A 19952-nucleotide genomic window follows, 5' to 3' on the forward strand; every position below is an offset into this window, starting at 1 on the left:
GTGAGCACCGCCGAACGGTTCCAGGGCTACCTCACCGCCCTGCACGCGCTGCCTCCCGCCGAGCGCAGCGGTCCGGTCGCGCTGCTGGACCTGGACCTGTTCCTGGCCAACGCCGCCGACCTCACCCGCCGCGCCGCCGGCACACCCATCCGCGTGGCCTCCAAGTCCCTGCGGATCCGCCGGGCCGTGACCACTGCGCTGGAGCAGCCCGGATTCCGCGGAGTGCTCTGCTACACCCTCCCGGAGGCCCTGTGGCTGGCCGAGTGCGGACTGACGGACCTCGTGGTGGCCTACCCCACCGCCGACCGCGCCGCCCTCGCTGCCTGGGCCGCCTCCGAGCGTGCCCGTGAGGTCATCACCGTGATGGTGGACAGCACTGAGCACCTGGACCTCATCCAGTCCAGCACCGCACCGACACAGACCTTCCCGACGACGGCCCCGTTGCGTGTGGCGATCGACGTGGACGCCGCGTGGCGTCCGGTCCGAGGCGTGCACATCGGGGCGCTGCGCTCCCCAGTGCGCACGCCCGAGCAGGCGAAGGAGCTGGCCGAACAGATCCTGCACCGCGAGGGACTGTCCCTGGTGGGACTGATGGCGTACGAGGGCCAGGTGGCCGGGGTGCCGGACGCCGGGCGACTGCGCGGAACCCTGGTGCGGGGCATGAAGCGGTTCTCCCGCACCGAGCTGGCCGAACGGCGAGCGCAGGTGGTCCACGCGGTGCGCGAGGCTGCCCACACTGCAGGCACGGACCTGGAGTTCGTCAACGGTGGAGGCACGGGGTCCCTGGAGTCCACGTGCGCCGAAGAGTGCGTGACCGAGGTGGCCGCCGGGTCCGGGCTGATGGGGCCGGCGAGCTTCGACCGCTTCGTGGGGTTCCGCCCCGCCCCGGCGTCCTACCTGCTCACGGACGTGGTGCGCCGTCCCGGCCCGCGCACGGTGACCGTGCTGGGCGGCGGCTGGGTGGCCTCCGGGGTCCCCGGCAAGGACCGGTTGCCCACGGTCGCCTGGCCGGAGGGGCTGTCCTACTCCAGCGCGGAGGGCGCCGGCGAGGTCCAGACCCCGCTGACCGGCACTGCCGCCGCGGGTCTGCAGCTCGGTGACACCGTGTTCCTGCGCCACGCCAAGGCCGGCGAGCCCGCCGAGCATGTCCAGCGCACCCTCGTCTACTCCCAGGGTCGGATCACCGATGTCTGGCCCACCTACCGCGGTGAAGGGCAGGCGTTCCTGTGAAGCTCATCCACCGATCCCCGCAGAACCGCCAGCACCCTCAGAGCGGGTACCCCCAGCACACCCGCACCACCTGGGCCAGCACCGCTGCCTGGACCCCCGCCGGGCACGCCGCTCCGCACACCGAGCAGGAGCTGGCCAACCTGGTCCGCCGCACCGCCGAACGCGGCGGCACCCTGCGCCCGATCGGCTCCGGCCACTCCTTCTCCCCCATCGCCGCCACGGACGGACTCCAGCTCTCCCTGGAGCACCTCACCGGCCTGGTGTCCGTGGACCCGGCCACCCACCGTGCCGTCTTCCGCGCTGGGACGCCCCTGGCCGTCGTCGGGAAGGAACTGGCCCGGCAGGGCCTGGCCCTGCAGAACATGGGGGACATCGACCGGCAGACCCTGGCCGGGGCGATCTCCACGGGGACCCATGGGACCGGGCTGGGGCTGACCGGGCTCAGCGGGACCGTGGTGTCCCTGCGGCTGGTGCTGGCCGACGGCTCCACCGTGACCGTCAGCGCGGAGTCCGATCCGGAGCTGTTCCACGCCGCGCGGGTGGGCCTGGGCGCGTTCGGGGTGCTCACCGAGGTGGAGATCCAGTGCGTCCCGGCCTACCGCCTGCGGTGCGAGGAGCAGTTGGAGCCGCTGGAGGCCGTGGTGGAGTCGTTCCTGGAGCGCTCGGCCGCGCAGGATCACCTGGAGTTCTTCTGGTTCCCGTACACACGCCAAGCGCTCGTCAAGACCCTCACGCATCTGCCTGCGGATGCTCCCGTGCACCGTCCGAGTCCTGTCCGCCGGTTCGTGGGCGAGGAGGCCCTGGGCAACACCGCCTACGCCGCGATGTGCCGTGCGGGCCGGGCCGTCCCCGCCCTGCAGCCTGCGCTGAACCGGCTCGCCGCGTGGGGCATGCCCGGGCCTGCGGTCACGGATGACTGGCACCGCGTCTACGTCTCCTCACGCCGCGTGCGCTTCCGCGAGATGGAGTATGCCCTGCCCGTGGAGTCGTTCGCCCCGGCGATGTCCGGCCTGCAGCGGATCCTGACCGAGGCGCGCGCCGCCGGTCATCTGGTGGGCTTCCCCGTGGAGGTCAGGACAGCGGCTCCCGACGACGCCTGGCTGAGCACCGCCTACGGCTCACCTCGCGTGTACCTCGCGGTGCATGAGTTCTTCATCCACGAGCATCAGCCGTACTTCGAGCCGGTGGAACGGCTGTTCGGCGAGCTCGGCGGGCGGCCGCACTGGGGGAAGATGCACACACTCAGGGCGGCGGAGCTGGCGGAGCGTCACCCGCGGTTCGCCGATGCCCTGCGGGTGCGAGACCGGGTGGACCCGGACGGAGTGTTCGGCAGCGCCCACCTGCGGCGGCTGCTGGGGCGCTAGGGCCCTGCGGGAGCGGACGGCAGCGAGACCGCTCAGAGGTCCGGGGTGATGTCCACCCAGACCAGACGGTGGTCGGTGGCAGCGGAGTGCCCCGGCTGCCCGGCCTCCGGCCAGAACACGCCGGAGTTCGAGGCGGTCAGGGTGCTCGAGGGCAGCACGTAGTCCACCCGCGCCGTGGTCGGCTCGCCCTGGGCGTCCTGCACCACGGCGGTGTCCTCCGGGGTCTGCGAGAGCAGCGCTCCGCTCGAGGTGGGATGGGTGTCCTGCACCTGGGGCAGCTGGATCAGGTGGGTCATCGTGGACTCATCCGCGCCGGTCTCGGTGGACGGGTCGGCGCCGAGCGATCCGAGCACCACGAAGTCGCTGGACGCCTCCAGACCTCCTGCGTGGCCGTCGTCGTCCACGGGATAGCCGGCCCCGGCGATGTAGTCTGCCCAGAAGCGCACCTCATCATGGTTGCGCTCCGCACCGGCCGGGGCCGTCTGCGGGTCGGCCGGAGCAGAGGCGAGCAGATGGACGGTGCGGCCGCCCACGCTCACCGGAACGTCCCAGTGCGAGGTGCTGGAGAGCCGCAGGACCGAGGCCTCCAGCTCGGTGAACCGCTCGGTGGGCAGGGCCGAGGCGGGCATGTCCTGCCACTTGAAGTCCTGGAAGGTCCGGGCCTGGTCGGTCTCCAACGGCACCCGGGAGAGGATCATCATCCCGGCCTGTCCGGGGAACTCGCCGTAGCCGAAGGAGTCACCCGGCCCACCGATCATGCCGTCGTCGTCCAGGTCTGCCCCCGTGTCCACTCCGGCGTTCACCGGGGCCACATAGACGTGGGGGTAGTCGATGCCCGCAGTGTGCCTGGTGCCCTGGGTGAGGTAGTTGGTGCGCAGCGCCGCCGCCACCTGCAGGCCCTCGTCCACATCGATCCCGGAGAGCAGGAGCACGTCCGGCCGCACCTGCTGCACGGCCTCAGCCACCTGCTGGGCCTGCTCGGACCCGGGCTCCGAGAGCTCCTCGAGCAGCTCGCCGGGCTCGGCGCGGGTCAGTCCAGCCTGGAAGGAGCCCACCCGCAGATCGCCCTCGGCCCGCTCGGGCACCTGACCGGTCAAGGTGATCTGGAAGGCGGCATAGTGGCGCGGGTCAGCGGGGATCACGCCCGGACCGAACCGCGCGGGGCCGGCGGCCGCGGAGTTCTCCTGGTCCGAGCTGGGCTCCGGGGCGCCGGTCAGGACTGCATGGGCCGGAACGGCCAGTCCGCATCCGAGCGCACCGATCAGCACTGCCGTGGCGGCAGTGGGCATCAGGGCTCCGGGGCGACGGTCGGACAGCGAACGGCGGCGGAGAGCTCGGGAGAAAGCGCTCACGCCCCCACCCTAAGACGGCTCCCGGATGGTGAGAAGTGACCGTGATCATGTGTGAAGCCGTCGTTGCAGACCGAGGCGGACCACAGGCTGCGCCAGCAGAACAGCGGTAGGACGGGGTGGGTGGGCCGTTCCGCCCGGCAGGTGCGCCCCGCCCAGACCCCCACGTCGGCCCGCGAGGGTTATCGAATCTTGACCTTTGACCGAGGCGTCGAGACCGTTTCGTCACTTTCGAGACGCCAGCTCGGGCGGAGCACTCCCCACGCCAGTCCGCCACAGGCGAGGACCACGAGCAGGCCGGAGAGGTAGGTCGCCCACTGGGTGAAGTTGCTGCCCACGAACTCGACCAGGACGAACGCCAGCAGCACCGGTCCACCGCGGTGCCGTCAGGATCGGAGGCCATGGCTGGGCGGGACCATCCGCTTCTTTCGGCTTCCTGGTGGAGGCCGTCCTGCCCCTCGAGCCGTCCTGACCGTCTCGGTCCTGATCGTCCCCTGGTCCGCCCCGGAGCGGCATGACTGGTCGCGCCGGGAGGCCGTGCGCATGTGGTGGGCCTGGGCAGCGACCATTACAAAGAATGGCCGCCCCTGTTGGCCTACAGGGCGGGCTGCCCGCCCAAGCCTAGCCGAGAGCCTACAGAGCCCCCGAAGGCGCCGGAGACGGCCCCGCACGCCGTTCCTGGGCGGCGAGGGCGCAAGCCGCAGCTGCACCTGCCAATCATGCAGCAGCTCGAAGTTGTTGAGCTCTACAAGGCTGGTGTCTCGGTCAAGGAGATCGCTCAGCGCTTCCATATCCACCGCGCCACCGTGAGCGAGATCTGCAAGCGCAGGTGCGTGCCGCTCCGCAACGAGAGCCGAGGACTGACACGGGAGCAAGTACAGGGCGCCGCGCTCCGGTATGTCCGGGGTGCGTCGCTCGCGAACGTCGCCAAGGAGTTCGACTCCACTCCAACAACGATCCGCACGGCGCCGATGGCGGCTGGGATCGAGATGCGGCCAGCGCGGGGCGGGAAGGGGAAGCGAGCGCATATCAGCTGACGCTCCTCGGGGTTCAGGTGCTAAATCCAGGCGACCGACAAACACCAAACATTCACGCTAGAGTTTACTGCCATCTGCTCGAGAGGTATTGAGCCAGTTTCTGGCAGTTCCGGCGTCGTGCATAACGACATGGACATACTCCCTCAGCCGAGCGCGTTCGGATGGGGCAGCAAACTCAAGGAATTTGTCGCAGACCGCATCGACATCCCATACGTTTCCGCCCTCATTGAACCAGTAGAGAATGAGTTCCGGTGAGCATTTTCTCACCCCATCGGATCGAGTGCGCTCAGTTCCGAGAGCGTCGGCAATATGTTTCCACCACCATCGATCGGATTCGCCGAGCGAACAACCAAAGATGATGAATAGTTCGGTATCATCAAACAAGTGGCGATACCGCAGGTCATTCTGAGCCCAAAATGGCTTGGCGAGCCTGAGCGCCGGATCTTGGTTACCACGCACATGCTGCGGAGTGTCTACGCCGAACAAGAGCGACCGAGGGATGCTCTGGTGTCCATGAGGGTGAACGACGTCCGACGTGACATAGGAAGAGAAATGGTCTCCCCACTCGCCAGCAACAGCACCCGGGTCGATCTTGAAGTCGAAGTTTCGGTCCACGGTTTTGTAGGGCCTCGGATCGAACTGCTGCTGATCAAGATAGACAAAGTCATCGAGCAGTGACGTGTAGTTGAAATTGACAAAGAAGAAGTTGAATACGTCGAAGTTGTTGATTCGCTTGGGGAATTGCAGTCGGGCGTAGTCGTCACGATCGAGATCCCCCAAGAACTCCTGCAACGACGTTACTGCCGAGTTGTTGTTCATTGAATCCGCGCCAAGTCGAACGAGTAGGGAGCTCGGCACCGCAAGTTCGAGAAACTGCGAGAACTGCTCCTGTATCCGCTTGAGTGATTCGCCGAGTTCGCGGGGTCGCACCCGATTCTCTCGAAGCATCTTTTCGACAACTGCTTCAACGTCACTCCAGTTGTCTTTCCTCGCGCGCTGCAATTCCTCCATCTCCTGTAGAATCGGGTTTGTCTCATCAAATGATCGGAGTTTGAGGAAGTGGTAAAAACTGGCATACCGAGTATCAATCGGCATCTGGTAGTCGCTCGCCACCTGGAGGTCAAATCCGTTGCCAACGAGTGCCATGATATTGTGTTGCACTTCCGGTGAGTCAAATCCGGCTGTCGTGTAGTCGCGATGCCCCACGGTTACTTCACTTCCGTCGCCACGGCGCTGACTGGTCGCCGTATGTGTCGAGCACGATCTCGCACCAGGTGCGTCCGGCGTTGACCGCGAGGCGTGCATGCCTGGCGGTCAGATTGGATGCACGCGTGCGACCGTGGCCGCTACCCTCGGCATTGCGCAGTTCGGTGATCCCGATAGCGATTCCCTTGAGCCCGCCGAGCACCTTCTTGATAGACCCCGAGCTGTCGGCAGTGCCGCTCACGCCTGACGCCGACAGTCCGAGCGCGTCTTGCGTCTGAGTCAGGAGCGCAGGGAGGTCTGCGTCCCTGACTACCGTCTCCCCCAGGTGCTCCAGCACCGTCTTGGCGGTCGCTTCGATGAGTTCCTTGACTGCCCCGACGACACCGGCCGGGTCGGAGTCGAGCAGCAGTTCGATACGGCGGAAGGCGTCGCGGATTCCTGAGGCATCACGTAGCCCGTCCAAGCCCGAGAGGCTCGAGAGCGCACCGCCGACCATCGTGATCTTGCGACTCGGGTCGACCGAGAAGCCGTCGAGTTCGAGCACGCGAGTGAACGGAGTGATGTCGTCACCGCCAAACTCGATGAGGAAACTCTCGTAGACGCGGAGGACACGACGGATGTGTTCAAGGCTTGCCCAGTCAACGGATGCCTCGTACTCGGCCCAGAGTGTGACGCGCTGGCCGCCAAGAAACGTAGTTGTCCCCGGAGCGAAGCCTTCGGCTTGCCATATGCGATCGATCTCCCGGAGCACCATGCGCTGCGAGACGGCGTCGCGGAAGACGGCGCGCACACGGCCAGTGATGAGGTCAGTCATGGCCGCTCTACTTATGCTTCCTGTTCACCTTGATAGGCGACACGTCCGCGTCGTACGAGCTGACAGTTCCGTGCTGTTTCAAGCACTCAAGGAGGGCTCGGTCTGCAGGTGTATTTGCGACATGCAGGGCGGTGCGTCCCACTGCGGTCAGCTTCGAATAGTCGCCTCCCAGCTCCTGCAAGATCGCGAAGAGGTCTGCGCGGGCAAGGTCGCCAAGGTGCGGTTCGAGAAGGGGTACTACGTACTGCGCAGAAGCGCCACCCTGCGCCATCTTCTGCACGACGGCGGACGGGATGGTGTGCCCGTGCTTCACAGCAAGGCGCGCCAGTTCATTCAGCCCTCGCTGCCCAGCGACCTCGGCGTACGCTTCAGACTGCTCGACGATCACCCGCTTGATCGCGTCCTCGATCTCATTGTCGGCGAGAAGCGCCGCCAGATCCGGCTGCACCAGCTCCGGCGTCATGTAGCGCGCGAACTTCTCCGACTCGCGGATGAACGCCCTTCGCGTTGGCCAATCAGTCGCCGCAAGGTGCGCGTATGACTCGGCGGTGTCCGAGATGATGTCGTGCTTGAGGAGTACCGCGAACAAGTCGCCGGTCTCGGCAGCAATCTCCCCAATCTCGAGATGGCTGCCCAGCTTCAAGCTCGCAACAAGGTCCGCGCGCAGTGTTGCGGCTGGCAGCTGCTCCCGCGCCGCAAGGATCGTGGTCGCCAACGTGGTCTTCTCGTCCTCGTCGGCCGACTCAGCCTCGGTGAGCGTGCCTGCTGCGGCCAGCAGCGGAGCGAGGTGGGCATCGACTCCAAGAGCAGCAACGTATCGGCTGACATTCTTGAACGTTGCAGGGAACCGCTGATGCATAGCCAACGCCGGCCACGCTCCCTCGGAGATGGCGCCAAGATCGACAACCTGGCACGCTGGCGCAGCGCGCTCAACCACGTCGGCCAGGCGAGGCGTCCCTTGCTCGAGTAGTTCCTCGAGCACTGCGATGAACTGCTCACCTGTATCGACCGCTGCGGAAGAGCCTTCGATCGCGCCCAGATAGGCATCGATATGTTCGAGGACGTAGTCATAGACCGTCTTGTTCGCCGCTCGGATGACGTCGAGAGCAACCGTCTCGTCATTGCCAATCGCGAGGGTCAGGTTCTCATGCGTGATGTCGTACAAACTGCGCGAGACGAACGACGGACGGGCACTTGCCGAGAGCGGCGTCAGGCTAGGCAGCGTGATACTCGCCTCGGCGAAGAGCGCTCCAACTCGCTCTGCCTGGGCGGACATCCCGTCGTTCGTGAGGACGGAGAACTCCGCGTAGTGCGTTCGTAGATAATCGACGACCCGCGCGTCCGTGCGCTGCGCTGACGATGACAGATTCGCCAGTGCAACGCCTACTAGTTCTAGCTGCGAAGCGTCGTCCAGCTCCGCTTGGTTCACGAGGTAGAGAAGCGTTCTCGGCGACACTGTCACAAACCGCTGGACGAGTTGTGCGCGCTGCTCACCGGCGGTCAAGTACGCCTGCAGGAACTGCGTCTGCCTCTCTCCCAGGCCAACCAGCGAGCGAATCATGATGTCGGCTGCATCAACGTTGGTTGCAAGGAGACGATCAAGGATCGCGATGTTGTAGAGCGCTGGTTCTTTCAGTGCGCTCTTGCCACGTTCCCGCACGACGGCATCGACATCCTCCGGGCCGAGTTCAAAGTGCGCATCCATCAGGTCTCGCTCGACGTGGTGGATGATGAAGTTCGTCGCCGCTGGGCTTACGCGGTCGCCGTGGAACGTCGAGGTGTACAGCGTGAAGTTGCGGTTGATGTGTCCGGCCCGAACAAGCTGATAGGCCAAGCCGGGCTTGAGCAGTGCCTTGGCGACGTACTCAAGCGACTGCGCCGTCTCCTTGTAGGTCGCAGACGTACCTTCGCTCGCAGGCGTGTCGAGTTCCTTGAACATGACTAGAAACTCTGGGCGCTTGATCAGATCACCCATGTCCGCACCGCGCAGGAACTTGATGTCCTCGAACTTCTCGTTGAGTTGTTCATTCAGCGGATCCCGATCTGCATCGCTCCAGCTGTCAGCATCCAATGGATCACCGAGCGCGCCGACAAGGCTGGATCGCGAGAACGTTAGTACGTTGCCAGACGACATCTGCTGACGGAGCTCCGGGTCACCATCCGCCGCAACGAAAGCCGCCCAGAACTCCGCACTTCGTAGCTCCGCGTCCGACTTCGGGGCGCCATCAACCGAGGATGTCAAACCGTTCCGACGTCGGCTTCCTAGCGCTGAGGCCGAGGCTGCCGTCCGTTCGATGTGCGCCGCCAGCAAGTCCCCAAGGTGGGAGCTGCGCGACTCTGCGCCGCTCTTGCGTGCAAGCCGCTGCCGAAGCGTACGACGCTCGCCCTCGATCCGCTTGATGTTCTCGGCTACCAGCTCGCGACTGAGCTTGTAGAGGGTGTCCAGATTGCTCTTGCCGAGTCGGATCGTCTCGAAGTCCGTGAGGTGCGTGCTTTTGTAGAGCATCATCGCGAACAAGTCAGTCTCGCTCAGGTCGAGTTGCTCACCGTCGCCTGAGAAGATTCGATCGCGGAAGACGATGAACTCGTTGCGGACGTTCTTCAGTAGCCGCATATCAGGGACGTACTGCGCAGCCAGATCGAGCAGTTCCGGCTCTACCTTGTGCTCGATCTCGGCCAGCAACCGAGTCGCCAGGTTCCGTGCACTGCGATGCGTGATGAACGGCACCACCGGAATCACGAGATCAAAGAACTTGGTGCGGTTAGCACGCACCGCCTCAGCCTGCGCCGGATCCTCGATTGCCAGTACGCCTGTCTCGAGCTTGCGGCCTTCCGCCTCCAGCCCGATCCGGTCGAAGATGCTGTCCTTGATCGCGTAGATGAAGCGGATCGGCTTCTCGATCTGAGGCGAGGCGGTGAGCAACGTGTTCAGCGCACGCAGCGTCTCAAAGATGTGTGAGTCGTTAAAGCGGTCGATGTCCTCGAAGATCACGACGTCACGATCCGACACGTCGAAGAAGTAGACGATCTCGTCGAGGTACTGGTCGAAGTACGACACAGCGTTGTCATCGAGGGTGACAGTCGCTGCGCCGGCGGACAGCTGCTTGATGCGGATCTTCCCGTAGAACAGCCAGCGCACCAGGAGCACCGCAGTCGTTGCCACGACCCAAACGATCAGATGCGTCCAGACGCCGAGGTCGTTCAGCGCCGTGAAGGTCGCTATAACCTGCGCAGTCCAGCCAGTCAGCAAGAAAATGACGGCGACGGCCAGACCGATCAGTGCAGCCGTGCCGAACTCTCTCCACCACCGGAAGCGCTCGATTCGACGAAATCTGGACGCAGGCGTCTTGCTCGGATCCTCCCGGTAAAGCAGCTGCTTGACGATCTCCTGCTGGATACGGTTCGTCGGAGTCGTGGCCTGCAGTGGCACCGACTCGTCTAGCTTGGACGCTTCAATCGGGGCAAGGGTCGACAGCGAAAGCTCGACCACGCGGCCGTCAAGTCGCTTCCCGAGCTCCCGCAAGATACTGCTCTTGCCGACACCGTAGTTTCCGGACAGCGCGATGTTACGGATTTCATCGTCTTCAAGTGCAGCCTCAAGCGCCGAGACGTAGCCACTGTGCTCAGCTTCGAGATACTCAGGGGTGAGTGGGATGAGGCTCCACTTGGACTTCTCGGTCGGCTCCTTCGGGGCGTGGTTCATCCCTCCGATGCCTCCCCCTTAGCGAACAGTTCGGCTTGCTCGAGCACCAACTCGATGGCCTTCTCCTCGGCGTCAGGCGGGTAGTCGTACTTGGCAAGCAGGCGTCGCACCTTCGAGCGCATCGCGGCGCGTACGCTCTCCTTCTGATTCCAGTCGATAACAACGCTGGTACGGACAGCCCAGACGAGGTCGACAGCGATCTTCTTCAATGTCTCATCGCCCATGCGCATGACCGCGGCATCGTTCTGGGCGATCGCGTCGTACAGCGCGACCTCCGCGGCAGAAAGCCCCAGCGCGTCGTGGCGCTGCTGATCGTCCCGCATCTGCTTGGCGAGCTTCACCAGTTCCGCGATGATCTCCGCCGTCGTCAGCGACCGGTTCGTGTACCGGTTGATCGCTTCATCGAGCAGTTCGGAGAACTTCCGTGCCTGCGCAAGGTTGGTGCGCTGCACAGTACGGATCTGGTCGTTGAGCAGCCGACGCAGCAACCCCATCTGCAGGTTCGGCTTGTCCTTGTCAGCGAGCGAATCGAGGAACTCATCGCTGAGGATCGACAGCTCTGGCGTCTCGACGCCAGCGAGCTTGTAGATGTCGACCACCTGGTCGGCAGCGACGGCCTCGTTGATCAGCTGCCCGAGCGCCGTGTCGATCTCGACCGCGCCCGATCCTCCGCGCCCAGAATCCGGGTTCTGGATCTTCAAGATGGCGGCACGCACATCGGTGAACAGGCGCACGTCGTTGCGGATCGCTGCCGCCTCGTCGCGCGCTCCAGCCAGAGCGAACGCCTTGGCCAGCGCCAGCACCTGGTCGTTGAAGCGCTTCGTCCGGTCAGGGTCGGCCATGACGAAGTCGAGCACCTTGGCGTACTCCGCCAAGCGCTGGGAGGCAGTGAGTGACGGCGAGGAGTCGTAGTCGACACCGTGTAGCACGCCGCGGATGATGTCGTGCTTCTCCAGCATGACGGCGACCATCTCGTCGATGGGTACGCCGGCCTGGTCGCGGTCGGAGGGCGAGTACTCCTGGAGCGCCGCCTGGAGGTTCGCGAACACGCCGATGTAGTCGACGATGAGCCCGCCGGGCTTGTCCCGGAAGGTGCGGTTCACTCGGGCGATGGCCTGCATGAGCCCTGCGCCCTGCATGGTCTTGTCGACGTACATCGTGTGCATGCTCGGCGCATCGAAGCCGGTCAGCCACATGTCTCGGACGATGACGAGTTCGAGCTCGTCGTCGGGGTTCTTCGCCCGGAGCTTGAGGTCCTTGCGTACGTCCTTGGAGTGGATGTGTGGTTGGAACTCGGCCGGGTCGGCAGCCGAGCCGGTCATGACGACCTTGATCTTGCCCTTGGCCGGATCGTCTGAGTGCCAGTCGGGGCGGAGCGCGATGATCTTCTCGTAGAGGCGCACCGCGATACGGCGACTCATCGAGACGATCATGCCCTTACCGAACAGCGCCTCGCGCCGCTTCTCCCAGTGCTCGACGATGTCCCGGGCGATCAGGTCGAGGCGCGAGTCGGCGCCGACGATGGCTTCCAGACGCGACCAGCGGGACTTCGCTGCCGTGGCCGCATCCTCTTCGACGGTCTCGGTGATCTCGTCCGCCAGCTCGTCGAGCGCGGCAAGGTCGTCGTCGGACAGGTCGATCTTCGCCAGGCGCGACTCGTAGAAGATCTTGACGGTCGCGCCGTCCTCGACCGCACGGGTCAGGTCGTAGACGTCGACGTAGTCACCGAACACCGAGCGGGTGGACTTGTCACCAGACTCGATCGGTGTACCGGTGAAGCCGAGGTAGGTAGCACCAGGCAACGCATCTCGCATGTGCTTCGCCAGACCTGAGCGCAAGCGGCCATGACGGTCCAGCGTCTCACCGAAGCCGTACTGACTACGATGCGCCTCATCAGCCACGACGACGACGTTGCGGCGGTCCGTCAGCACCGGGTTGGCATCGCCATCCTCACCGGGAGCGAACTTCTGCAGCGTCGTGAAGACGATGCCACCGGATGCGCGCTTCAGCTTCGCGCGCAGGTCAGTACGGGTCGCGGCCTGCACCGGGGTCTCCGGCAGGATGCGGGCAGGAGCGAATGTCTCCCCGAAGAGCTGGTCGTCAAGGTCGTTGCGGTCAGTGATGAACACCAGCGTCGGATTCACCATGCGCGGGTCGCGCATGATCTTCGCGGCATAGAACACCATCTCGAAGCTCTTGCCCGAACCCTGGGTATGCCAGACCACACCACCACGACGATCGCCGTCCGGCCGGGACGCCTGCACGGTCGACTCGACCGCCGCGTTCACCGCCCAGTACTGGTGGTACTTCGCCACACGCTTCACCAGCACCCGTGTCGGCTGCCCGGTGGCCTTGTCGGTGGCGGTCTCGTCACTGAACACGACGAAGTTCTGAACGATGTCGAGGAACCGCTTCGGCTCGAACACCCCCTTGATCAGCACCTCAAGGGCTGGGCGGTCGCTCACGACCTCCCGGCCCTCGACGGTCTTCCACGGCGCGTAATGTTCGAACGCGCCTGCGTAGCTGCTCATCGCGGCTGACGTGCCGTCGGAGATAACCGTCACCGCGTTCGGCACGAACACGGACGGGATGTCCTGTCGGTACGTCTGCACCTGGTTCCACGCCGACTTCAACGTCGCGTGCTCCGCCGTCGGGTTCTTCAACTCCAGCAGAGCCAGCGGCAGGCCGTTGACAAGCACCAGCACGTCAGGCCGGCGGTTCTTGCCGTTCTCGACGATCGTGAACTGATTGATCGCCACCCAGTCGTTGTTCTCGGGGCGTTCGAAGTCGACCAGCCACAACCGCGTCGTCCGCAGCGCAGCGTCTGCATCCCGGTGCTCGACGGGCACACCCTCCGTGATGAGCTGGTGCAGCCGATAGTTCTCATCGATCGGACTCTGCGACTCCGCCCGCCGCACCCGCTTGATCGCCTCATCGACAAGGGCAGGAGAAGTCCCGGGATTGATCCGCCTGATTGCATCACGCAGCCGCCCCCACAGGAACACGTCCGCATAGGAGTCGCGCTCCGCTCCCGGCTCGCCAGGAGCGATGTCCGGGCCGTGCAGGGTGCGGTAGCCCAGCTCCGCGAAATACTCCAGCGCCGCCAGCTCGACAGTGTTCTCGTTGAACGCGCTCACGATGCAACCTCCAACGTCGATTCATCCACCCAGCGCGCCAGCACACTGAGCGCAGCCAAGTACTCCAGTGCTTGCTGCTCCGGCATCTCCTGGTCAGCCTCATGCGCAAGCGGGTTACGGATACCAGCAAACACACCCTCGGCAAACGTCCGAGCGCCGCGCTGCACTGACTTGAACGTGCTGCTGCCGTCGTTCTTCATGCGGTAGAGACGGGGCTTACCCGCCGCAGGTGCCTGCTCGCTGAATGCCTGGTTGAAGAGATCTGTCTCGCTGACGTTCCGACGACCGAGCTTGTTCTGCGTCTCGGCGTTCAGCTTGCGGATCGCTCCTTCGACAGCCTCACGAAAGTGTCCTGACTGCCACAGCGACGACGCGCCGTCCCAGACCCACGGATGCAGGTTCGCAGCCGACAGCTCCGGCGCATCGTCGCCAAGATTCTTGCGGATCTCCTCCTGACGACGGAGGTTCTCCCGGGCACGAAGCGAAGCCTCGTGGTGCAGTGCCCACTTCTTCCGGCTTGTGCTGACCTCAAGGGAACGCCAGTTCGGCAGCACCCGGTCAAGGATCTGTTCAGCGACCTGCGCGCGCTTAACTACTTCCGCTTCGGAGTCCGTCGTCCGATAGCTCCCAGCGCTCACGACTCCGCTCGGCGGCGGCACATGATGCACGGTGGTAGCCCGGATGAAATCTTCGAGCTGCTCCAGTGCCCACTCGATATTTAGCCCACTCATGCCGCGACTCCTTCGGTAGGGACGCGCATGCGACCCGAGAGGAGTTCGGGGAGGAGGGTGTCGCGCAGCGCAGCAAGACGTTCCGACTCAGCCCGAGCCTGAGCGACACGGCGCCGCAGCGGCATCGTGTCTGCCTCGAACTGCTCGGCGACAACGGCTTCCTTCGGTACAACAACCGGATAGCTGCCCATCGCCTGAATACCGACGGCGGGATACGCACTACCGTGGGCGACCGATTCGAGGTACTCAGCGAACTCGGGCGCGCCCACCACGCTCGTTAACATCGATGAGCCCAGTCGGACGCTCGGGCTCATGACGGCAAAACCGGTCGAGGCGACGCTGCCGGGGGTCGGGTCAACAATCAGAGCAAAGGCGCGGTTGCCAGGGCGCACGGTCGAGTAAATTACGTCACCATCGCTCACACCACGTCGTGCCCGACTCGGCGCCTCATCCCAAGTCAGCTCCTGAACCGAGTCGATCTGCCCCGGTGATACTGACGCGATGTCGATGTAGCGCAAGGCATCGGTCGAGTGTGGCTTCACGCTCAGTCGATTGAACTCCACAAGGTCGGCGAGAGGAAGAACTTCCGTCGATGTGCGCGCCCGAAGTTGCGAGGCAGATGCATCGATCACCGCCGAGGCTCGTTCAGCAAGTTGCCGGTTCGACTCGATCTTGTCGTCGAGCGCGCCGAGCGTCGCGGCGATGGCGCGCTGCACGTCCAACGGAGGTGCTGGAACCTCAATTGCTGCCAGCGCTGCCTGGCTCAGCTTGGGCTGCGCGGACCCAGTGACATAGCCCGATATGTCTGCGGCTTCAAGCGCATATGATAGGTACCTAGTGTCATTCTCGCTGTTGCCCTGAAGGACATGCGCGTGGTTATTCACCCAGAAGCGCCCATCAGCCAAGAACGCAACAGGCGTGTTGCGGCTACGAAGATTCTCGCCATCCTCCGCTACCAGCAGATGAAGCCCCTCAAAAAGGTAGTCGTCTACGTGATCCACCACTCCGCTGGCACCGTAGTACGGGTACGGGCCCCCACGTCTGTCGGAAGCTTTGACGGGTACGCGTCTCCGATCGAGGTTGACCACCAGCTCGCCAATGGGACGATGAGCAATTTGGGTCATGACTCCAACGCCTCCAGCCGCCGCCGAATCTCGTTCTCCAGCTCACGCCCGCGCTCGAACTCGGCGAACAGCTCCTTCGTCAATCGCTCGATCTTCTCGTCGATCGGCTCGTCGTCAACCTCAGCCTCGGCAGCGCCGACGTAGCGGCCCGGGGTGAGCACGAAGTCGTGCTTGGCGATCTCTTCCAGCGACGCAGCCTTGGCGAAGCCGGGGACGTCTTCGTAGCCGCCATCGTGGTTGCGCCAGGAATGGTAAATGCCGGCGATCTTCGCGATGTCGTCGTCGGTGAGCACGCGCAGACGGCGTGACTCCATCGTGCCGAGCTTGCGGGCGTCAATGAAGAGCACCTCGCCGCGGCGTTCGCGGTGGCCATTGCCGTGTCGGGCTTTGGAAACGAACCAGAGCGAGACGGGGATGCCGGTGTTGAAGAACAGCTTGTCGGGCATGGCAACGATGCAGTCGACCAGGTCCGCCTCGACGAGCTTACGGCGGATCTCGCCCTCACCGCCCGTCTTCGACGACAGCGACCCGTTCGCCAGGACGAAGCCCGCTGTGCCTCGTGGGCTCAGGTGGTGGATGAAGTGTTGCACCCATGCGAAGTTCGCGTTGCCCTGCGGCGGGGTGCCGTACTTCCAGCGCGGATCATCGGCGAGCTTGGCGTCCCACCAGTCCGAGACGTTGAACGGCGGGTTGGCAGTCACGAAGTCGGCGCGCAGGTCAGGATGCAGGTCATCAATGAACGAGTCCGCCGAGCGCGGCCCCATGTCGGCCTCGATGCCGCGAAGCGCCAGGTTCATCTTCGCGAGCTTCCACGTCGTGTCCGTGAACTCCTGGCCGTAGACGGAGATGTCGGTGCGCTTGCCACCATGCGCCTTGACGAACTCGGCCGACTGCACGAACATGCCGCCGGAACCCGCTGCAGGGTCATAGACACGCCCCTGGTAGGGCTCCAGCATCTCGACCAACGTCTTGACTACCGAACGCGGCGTGTAGAACGCTCCGGCGTCCTTGCCGGTCTCCTTGCCCGCGAACTGGCCGAGGAAGTACTCGTAGACCCGACCCAGCACGTCGTCTGCACCATGGTCGTCAGTCTCCGTGAACCCGATCGAGCCGATCAGGTCGACCAGCCCGCCCAGGCGCCGCTTGTCCAGGCCGTCGCGGCCGTAGTTGCGTGGCAGCACACCGCGGAGTGAGGGGTTCTCCTTCTCGATGAGATCCATCCCCTGGTCGATCTGCTGACCGACCTCCGGCTGCTTCGCCACCGACTGGATGTAGCCCCAGCGCGCCAGCTCTGGCACCCAGAACACGTTGTGACTGGTGTACTCGTCGCGGTCTTCGAGGAAGTCCCGCAGCCGCTCCGGCTTGATGCCGTCAGCAGCCAGCTCTGCCTCGAGCGCCGCACGTCGCTCCTCGAAGCGGTCGGAGACGTACTTCAGGAACACCAGGCCCAGCACGACATGCTTGTACTCGCTCGGCTCCTGGTTGCCGCGCAGCTTGTCTGCAGCCTCCCAGAGGGTCTGCTCGAGTGTCTTCGTCGGTTTCGGCTTCGCGGCGCGTGCCATGCTGTGGGTCTCCTCTGCGCCGCAGGGCGCGTCTTAAGTTGTGCTCTCGGGGCGTGTCCTACGCTACCGACGGCCACTGACACCGCTAAGGTGCCGCGCCGGATGCGGTGCCGAGAGGAGTCTCGCGACGGGGAGCCGGACGGGCTCAACCTAGCGTCACGATCTACGCCGATTATCTCATGACCGGCGCTTTTCGTGAAGAGCTGCCCGCCATACCTGCTTCGGCCACGGCGCCAGCGTCGCCATCCGGTAGCGCAGCCACAGGTCGACGAGCACCGCTTGGTCAGTCACGATCTGCACGGCTTGTCGTGTCGCCTCATCCCACGTATGACGTGGTCGGAGCCCGGCACCATCGAGGTACGCGGCGATCGTCGCTCCGGCGTACACGCGGAGAGCGAGCGCTTCGGACAGCTCACCGCGCACGTCGATCAGATGCTCCCGCAGCGTGTGCTGCATCCAATGGGGCCACCGATGCGCCGTCGAGTCGTCCTCGAGCTGGGCGATAACGACGTACGGATCACGTCGGCAGTCGTCACACGGCCGGTCATCCGCGAACATCGGGCGGCGAGCCTGCCGTGCGGCATCATCACGCCACGACTGTAGCCTCCGGTTCAGCTTCTCGTCCCAGGAGGGATACGGCTCGGCGTTCATCAGCAGGCAGACGTCGCGATGTACGTCGGTTCCAGCGCCACTGTCTTCGGCAGTGTCCCCGGGTCGAAGCGCCGACTCAGCTCGATCCGCTCCTCCAGTTCCGGTGTCAGCCAGGAGTGCAGCTCCAATGGGTAGCCCATCCAGAACAGTCGCTTCACGACGGGCTTGTACCAGCACCGCGACACTCACCAACCCGTACTACCGCGGCATCGTCACCTGGAAGGGAGCAGAGCATCCCGGCAACCACGAGCCCCTCGTCGACGACGGCACCTGGTTCAAGGTGCAGTCCGTCATGGCCTCACGCCGCCACGGCGAGTACAACCGCGTGCACAAGCACTTCCTCAAGTCCACCGTCGTCTGCGGCCGCTGCGGCTCCCGCCTCATCGTGCAGATGACCACCTCCCGCTCCGGCGACCTCTACCCGTACTTCGTCTGCGTCGGCAGACGCTCCAAGCGCACCGACTGCGACCTCAAGGCCGTCCTCATCCACGAGGTCGAGAAGCAAGTCGAACGCCTCTACCGGAACATCCGGCTGACCCACGACGAGCGCGTCCAGCTCGAGCAGTACCTGCGCGAGGAGATCGCCCTCGCGTCCACCGAGCAGCGCGAACGCGTCACGCAGCTCAAGGCAACCGCTGACGATCTGAAGAACCAGCAGCGCAAGCTCCTCCAGCTCCACTACCAGAACGCCATCCCCGCCGATCTGCTCAAGGAAGAGCAAGACCGCCTCGGCGCGGAACTGGCACGGATCAAGCGAGAGCTCGAGGGCGCTACCGCCGACCACGACACGTTGCTCACGAACCTCTCCGACGCGCTGACCCTGGCGGAGGACTGCGACCAGCTCTACAAGTCAGCCCCAGAGCACATCAAGCGGCAGCTCAACCAGGTGTTCTACGAGGTCGTGCGCATCAACCCCGACGAGCACGGACAGCTCCACGCCCAGGGCGAACTGGCCGAGCCGTTCAACCAGCTCCTCAACCCCGCACTGCGCCTCCACGCCGCACACGCCGCCAGCCAGCGCACCATCCCCGCCAACGCGAAGAGGCCCGCCCCGAAGGGCGAGCCTCTCGCTCACGAACCCGAGAACCGGGAGCCAACCCTCGCCGGCATTTTCCATGCCAGCGGTTTTACTCCGGGATCAATGGTGGGCCCTGCGGGGATCGAACCCGCGACCAGCGGATTAAAAGTCCGATGCTCTGCCAGCTGAGCTAAAGGCCCGGGAAGCGCAGGGACTGAGCCCGGCGATTCACCGTTCCATGGTAGTTCATCGCTCGGCCCCTGTTCCCTCGCCCGCGGTGCCAGCAAGAGGGCGGGCGGTATCGTCGCTGAGATGACGGCGCACCGCAATCACCACACCGACGGACAACGGCACCGCCGCCCGGTCGCGTTCGAACCACGCGCCTTCGAACCCTTCGAGGGCGGCCCGGATCCGGCCCGGGTCTCCGAGGCTGCTCATCTCTCCGCTCGGGCTCTGGTGCAGGGTGGACGGGATGCGGAGGACCCAGCGGTTCATGAGCGCCTGGTGCATCTGACCGAGCGAGAAGGGCTGGAGGCCGTGGCCGAGCTCTGGTCCCACTGCCCGGCGGTCTCCCTGCCCGGAGCACTCTGGCGCCTCTACGCCCTGCGCAGCGCCATCCTGGCCGATCCGCACCGCGCCGCGGCCCTGTTCCGTGACGGCCGGCACGCCGCGCCCGTGGCACGCCTCGTGGCCGGTGCCGCCGAGCCCCCGGGCGCCGACCAGATGGTCCAGATGGCCGACTCGGTGCTCTCCGGCGCCTTCCGCGGTGACTTCGACATGGCCCTGGAGCGGGCAGCTGCGTTCTGCCGGGTGATCAGCCTGGGGCAGTCCCACCACGCGGAGGCGCTGGAGGTCAGCCGACCCGAGCCCGCCGCCTCGATGCTGCAGCGGGCCCAACGGCTCCTGGGCACGGCCGAGGATCTGGAGCAGGCGGCGGCCGCCTGGCGAGGCGGGACCCTGGACTGATCCGGAGGAGCGTGCGCCTCCGGACAGCTTGTTTCGCCGAGAGCCGAGTCACCCCCCTCA

At 65.1% G+C, this 19952-nt stretch carries 15 protein-coding genes, 1 tRNA gene and 1 pseudogene; 5 read left to right on the forward strand and 12 right to left on the reverse strand.

Translation table 11 applies throughout. The features are described from left to right. Positions 1-1230 (forward strand): alanine racemase, encoded by a 1230-nt coding sequence (locus BM355_RS11420; protein ID WP_245760781.1) that lies wholly within the window; start codon positions 1-3, stop codon positions 1228-1230. Beyond that, positions 1227-2594: a D-arabinono-1,4-lactone oxidase gene (locus tag BM355_RS11425; protein ID WP_245760782.1), complete on the forward strand. Its 1368-nt coding sequence runs from the start codon at positions 1227-1229 to the stop codon at positions 2592-2594. Before BM355_RS11420 ends, BM355_RS11425 begins: the two co-directional genes overlap by 4 nt. Positions 2595-2626: 32 nt before the next feature. Here the strand turns inward: BM355_RS11425 and BM355_RS11430 are convergent, their stop codons facing one another. After that, positions 2627-3946, reverse strand: coding sequence for an endonuclease/exonuclease/phosphatase family protein (locus tag BM355_RS11430; RefSeq protein ID WP_143109491.1), 1320 nt, complete (start codon positions 3944-3946; stop codon positions 2627-2629). Positions 3947-4491: 545 nt separating this feature from the next. Between BM355_RS11430 and BM355_RS14170 the strand changes: the two genes are divergently transcribed. Further along, positions 4492-4980, forward strand: a complete 489-nt coding sequence (locus BM355_RS14170) for a helix-turn-helix domain-containing protein (protein ID WP_281247578.1) — start codon at positions 4492-4494, stop codon at positions 4978-4980. Positions 4981-5037: 57 nt separating this feature from the next. Here the strand turns inward: BM355_RS14170 and BM355_RS11445 are convergent, their stop codons facing one another. The 9 genes from BM355_RS11445 to BM355_RS14365 form a co-directional block, all read right to left on the reverse strand. Further along, entirely contained in the window at positions 5038-6186 is a 1149-nt protein-coding gene (locus BM355_RS11445) for an AbiH family protein (RefSeq protein ID WP_177227940.1), read from the reverse strand. A gap of 7 nt (positions 6187-6193) precedes the next feature. Then, a complete protein-coding gene (locus tag BM355_RS11450; RefSeq protein ID WP_091698688.1) occupies positions 6194-7000 on the reverse strand; it encodes an abortive infection family protein in 807 nt (268 codons plus the stop codon). A 7-nt stretch (positions 7001-7007) separates the two neighbouring features. Continuing rightward, positions 7008-10703: a YobI family P-loop NTPase gene (locus tag BM355_RS11455; RefSeq protein WP_091698691.1), complete on the reverse strand. Its 3696-nt coding sequence runs from the start codon at positions 10701-10703 to the stop codon at positions 7008-7010. Then, positions 10700-13840, reverse strand: coding sequence for a type I restriction endonuclease subunit R (locus BM355_RS11460; protein WP_091698694.1), 3141 nt, complete (start codon positions 13838-13840; stop codon positions 10700-10702). The genes BM355_RS11455 and BM355_RS11460 overlap by 4 nt, the downstream gene beginning before the upstream one ends. Then, a complete protein-coding gene (locus BM355_RS11465) occupies positions 13837-14571 on the reverse strand; it encodes a TIGR02391 family protein (RefSeq protein ID WP_091698696.1) in 735 nt (244 codons plus the stop codon). Before BM355_RS11465 ends, BM355_RS11460 begins: the two co-directional genes overlap by 4 nt. Beyond that, positions 14568-15695, reverse strand: coding sequence for a restriction endonuclease subunit S (locus BM355_RS11470; protein WP_091698699.1), 1128 nt, complete (start codon positions 15693-15695; stop codon positions 14568-14570). The genes BM355_RS11465 and BM355_RS11470 overlap by 4 nt, the downstream gene beginning before the upstream one ends. Continuing rightward, positions 15692-17257, reverse strand: coding sequence for a class I SAM-dependent DNA methyltransferase (locus tag BM355_RS11475; RefSeq protein WP_091698701.1), 1566 nt, complete (start codon positions 17255-17257; stop codon positions 15692-15694). Before BM355_RS11475 ends, BM355_RS11470 begins: the two co-directional genes overlap by 4 nt. A gap of 177 nt (positions 17258-17434) precedes the next feature. Next, positions 17435-17908 carry a hypothetical protein gene (locus BM355_RS11480; RefSeq protein ID WP_091698703.1) on the reverse strand — a complete coding sequence of 158 codons (474 nt, stop codon included), beginning with the start codon at positions 17906-17908 and terminating at the stop codon, positions 17435-17437. Next, entirely contained in the window at positions 17908-18066 is a 159-nt protein-coding gene (locus tag BM355_RS14365) for a hypothetical protein (RefSeq protein WP_177227941.1), read from the reverse strand. The genes BM355_RS11480 and BM355_RS14365 overlap by 1 nt, the downstream gene beginning before the upstream one ends. Here BM355_RS14365 and BM355_RS14945 point away from each other — a divergent pair. Then, positions 18036-18368: pseudogene (locus tag BM355_RS14945) on the forward strand (recombinase family protein); the annotation flags it as partial. The gene BM355_RS14365 and the pseudogene BM355_RS14945 sit on opposite strands and share 31 nt — an antisense overlap. Positions 18369-18758: 390 nt before the next feature. Here the strand turns inward: BM355_RS14945 and BM355_RS14475 are convergent. Together BM355_RS14475 and BM355_RS11500 are read right to left on the reverse strand one after the other, a co-directional pair. Next, positions 18759-18914, reverse strand: coding sequence for a hypothetical protein (locus tag BM355_RS14475; protein WP_218154338.1), 156 nt, complete (start codon positions 18912-18914; stop codon positions 18759-18761). Between the two features lie 136 nt (positions 18915-19050). Further along, a tRNA-Lys gene (locus tag BM355_RS11500) sits at positions 19051-19126 on the reverse strand. Between the two features lie 112 nt (positions 19127-19238). On the opposite strand from BM355_RS11500, the gene BM355_RS11505 reads away from it, so the two are divergent. Next, on the forward strand, positions 19239-19892 hold the full coding sequence (locus BM355_RS11505; RefSeq protein WP_091698709.1) for a hypothetical protein: 654 nt from the start codon (positions 19239-19241) through the stop codon (positions 19890-19892). Positions 19893-19952 lie beyond the last annotated feature (60 nt).

The sequence above is a fragment of the Micrococcus terreus genome, from assembly GCF_900116905.1.
Classification (GTDB): Bacteria; Actinomycetota; Actinomycetes; order Actinomycetales; family Micrococcaceae; genus Citricoccus; species Citricoccus terreus.

Excerpts from the sequence above, each read along its gene's own strand:
- BM355_RS11505 (WP_091698709.1), top strand. The coding sequence starts at position 19,239 with ATGACGGCGCACCGCAATCACCACACCGACGGACAACGGCACCGCCGC.
- BM355_RS11475 (WP_091698701.1), bottom strand. The coding sequence starts at position 17,257 with ATGGCACGCGCCGCGAAGCCGAAACCGACGAAGACACTCGAGCAGACC.
- BM355_RS11455 (WP_091698691.1), bottom strand. The coding sequence starts at position 10,703 with ATGAACCACGCCCCGAAGGAGCCGACCGAGAAGTCCAAGTGGAGCCTC.
- BM355_RS11465 (WP_091698696.1), bottom strand. The coding sequence starts at position 14,571 with ATGAGTGGGCTAAATATCGAGTGGGCACTGGAGCAGCTCGAAGATTTC.
- BM355_RS11480 (WP_091698703.1), bottom strand. The coding sequence starts at position 17,908 with ATGAACGCCGAGCCGTATCCCTCCTGGGACGAGAAGCTGAACCGGAGG.
- BM355_RS11450 (WP_091698688.1), bottom strand. The coding sequence starts at position 7,000 with ATGACTGACCTCATCACTGGCCGTGTGCGCGCCGTCTTCCGCGACGCC.
- BM355_RS11470 (WP_091698699.1), bottom strand. The coding sequence starts at position 15,695 with ATGACCCAAATTGCTCATCGTCCCATTGGCGAGCTGGTGGTCAACCTC.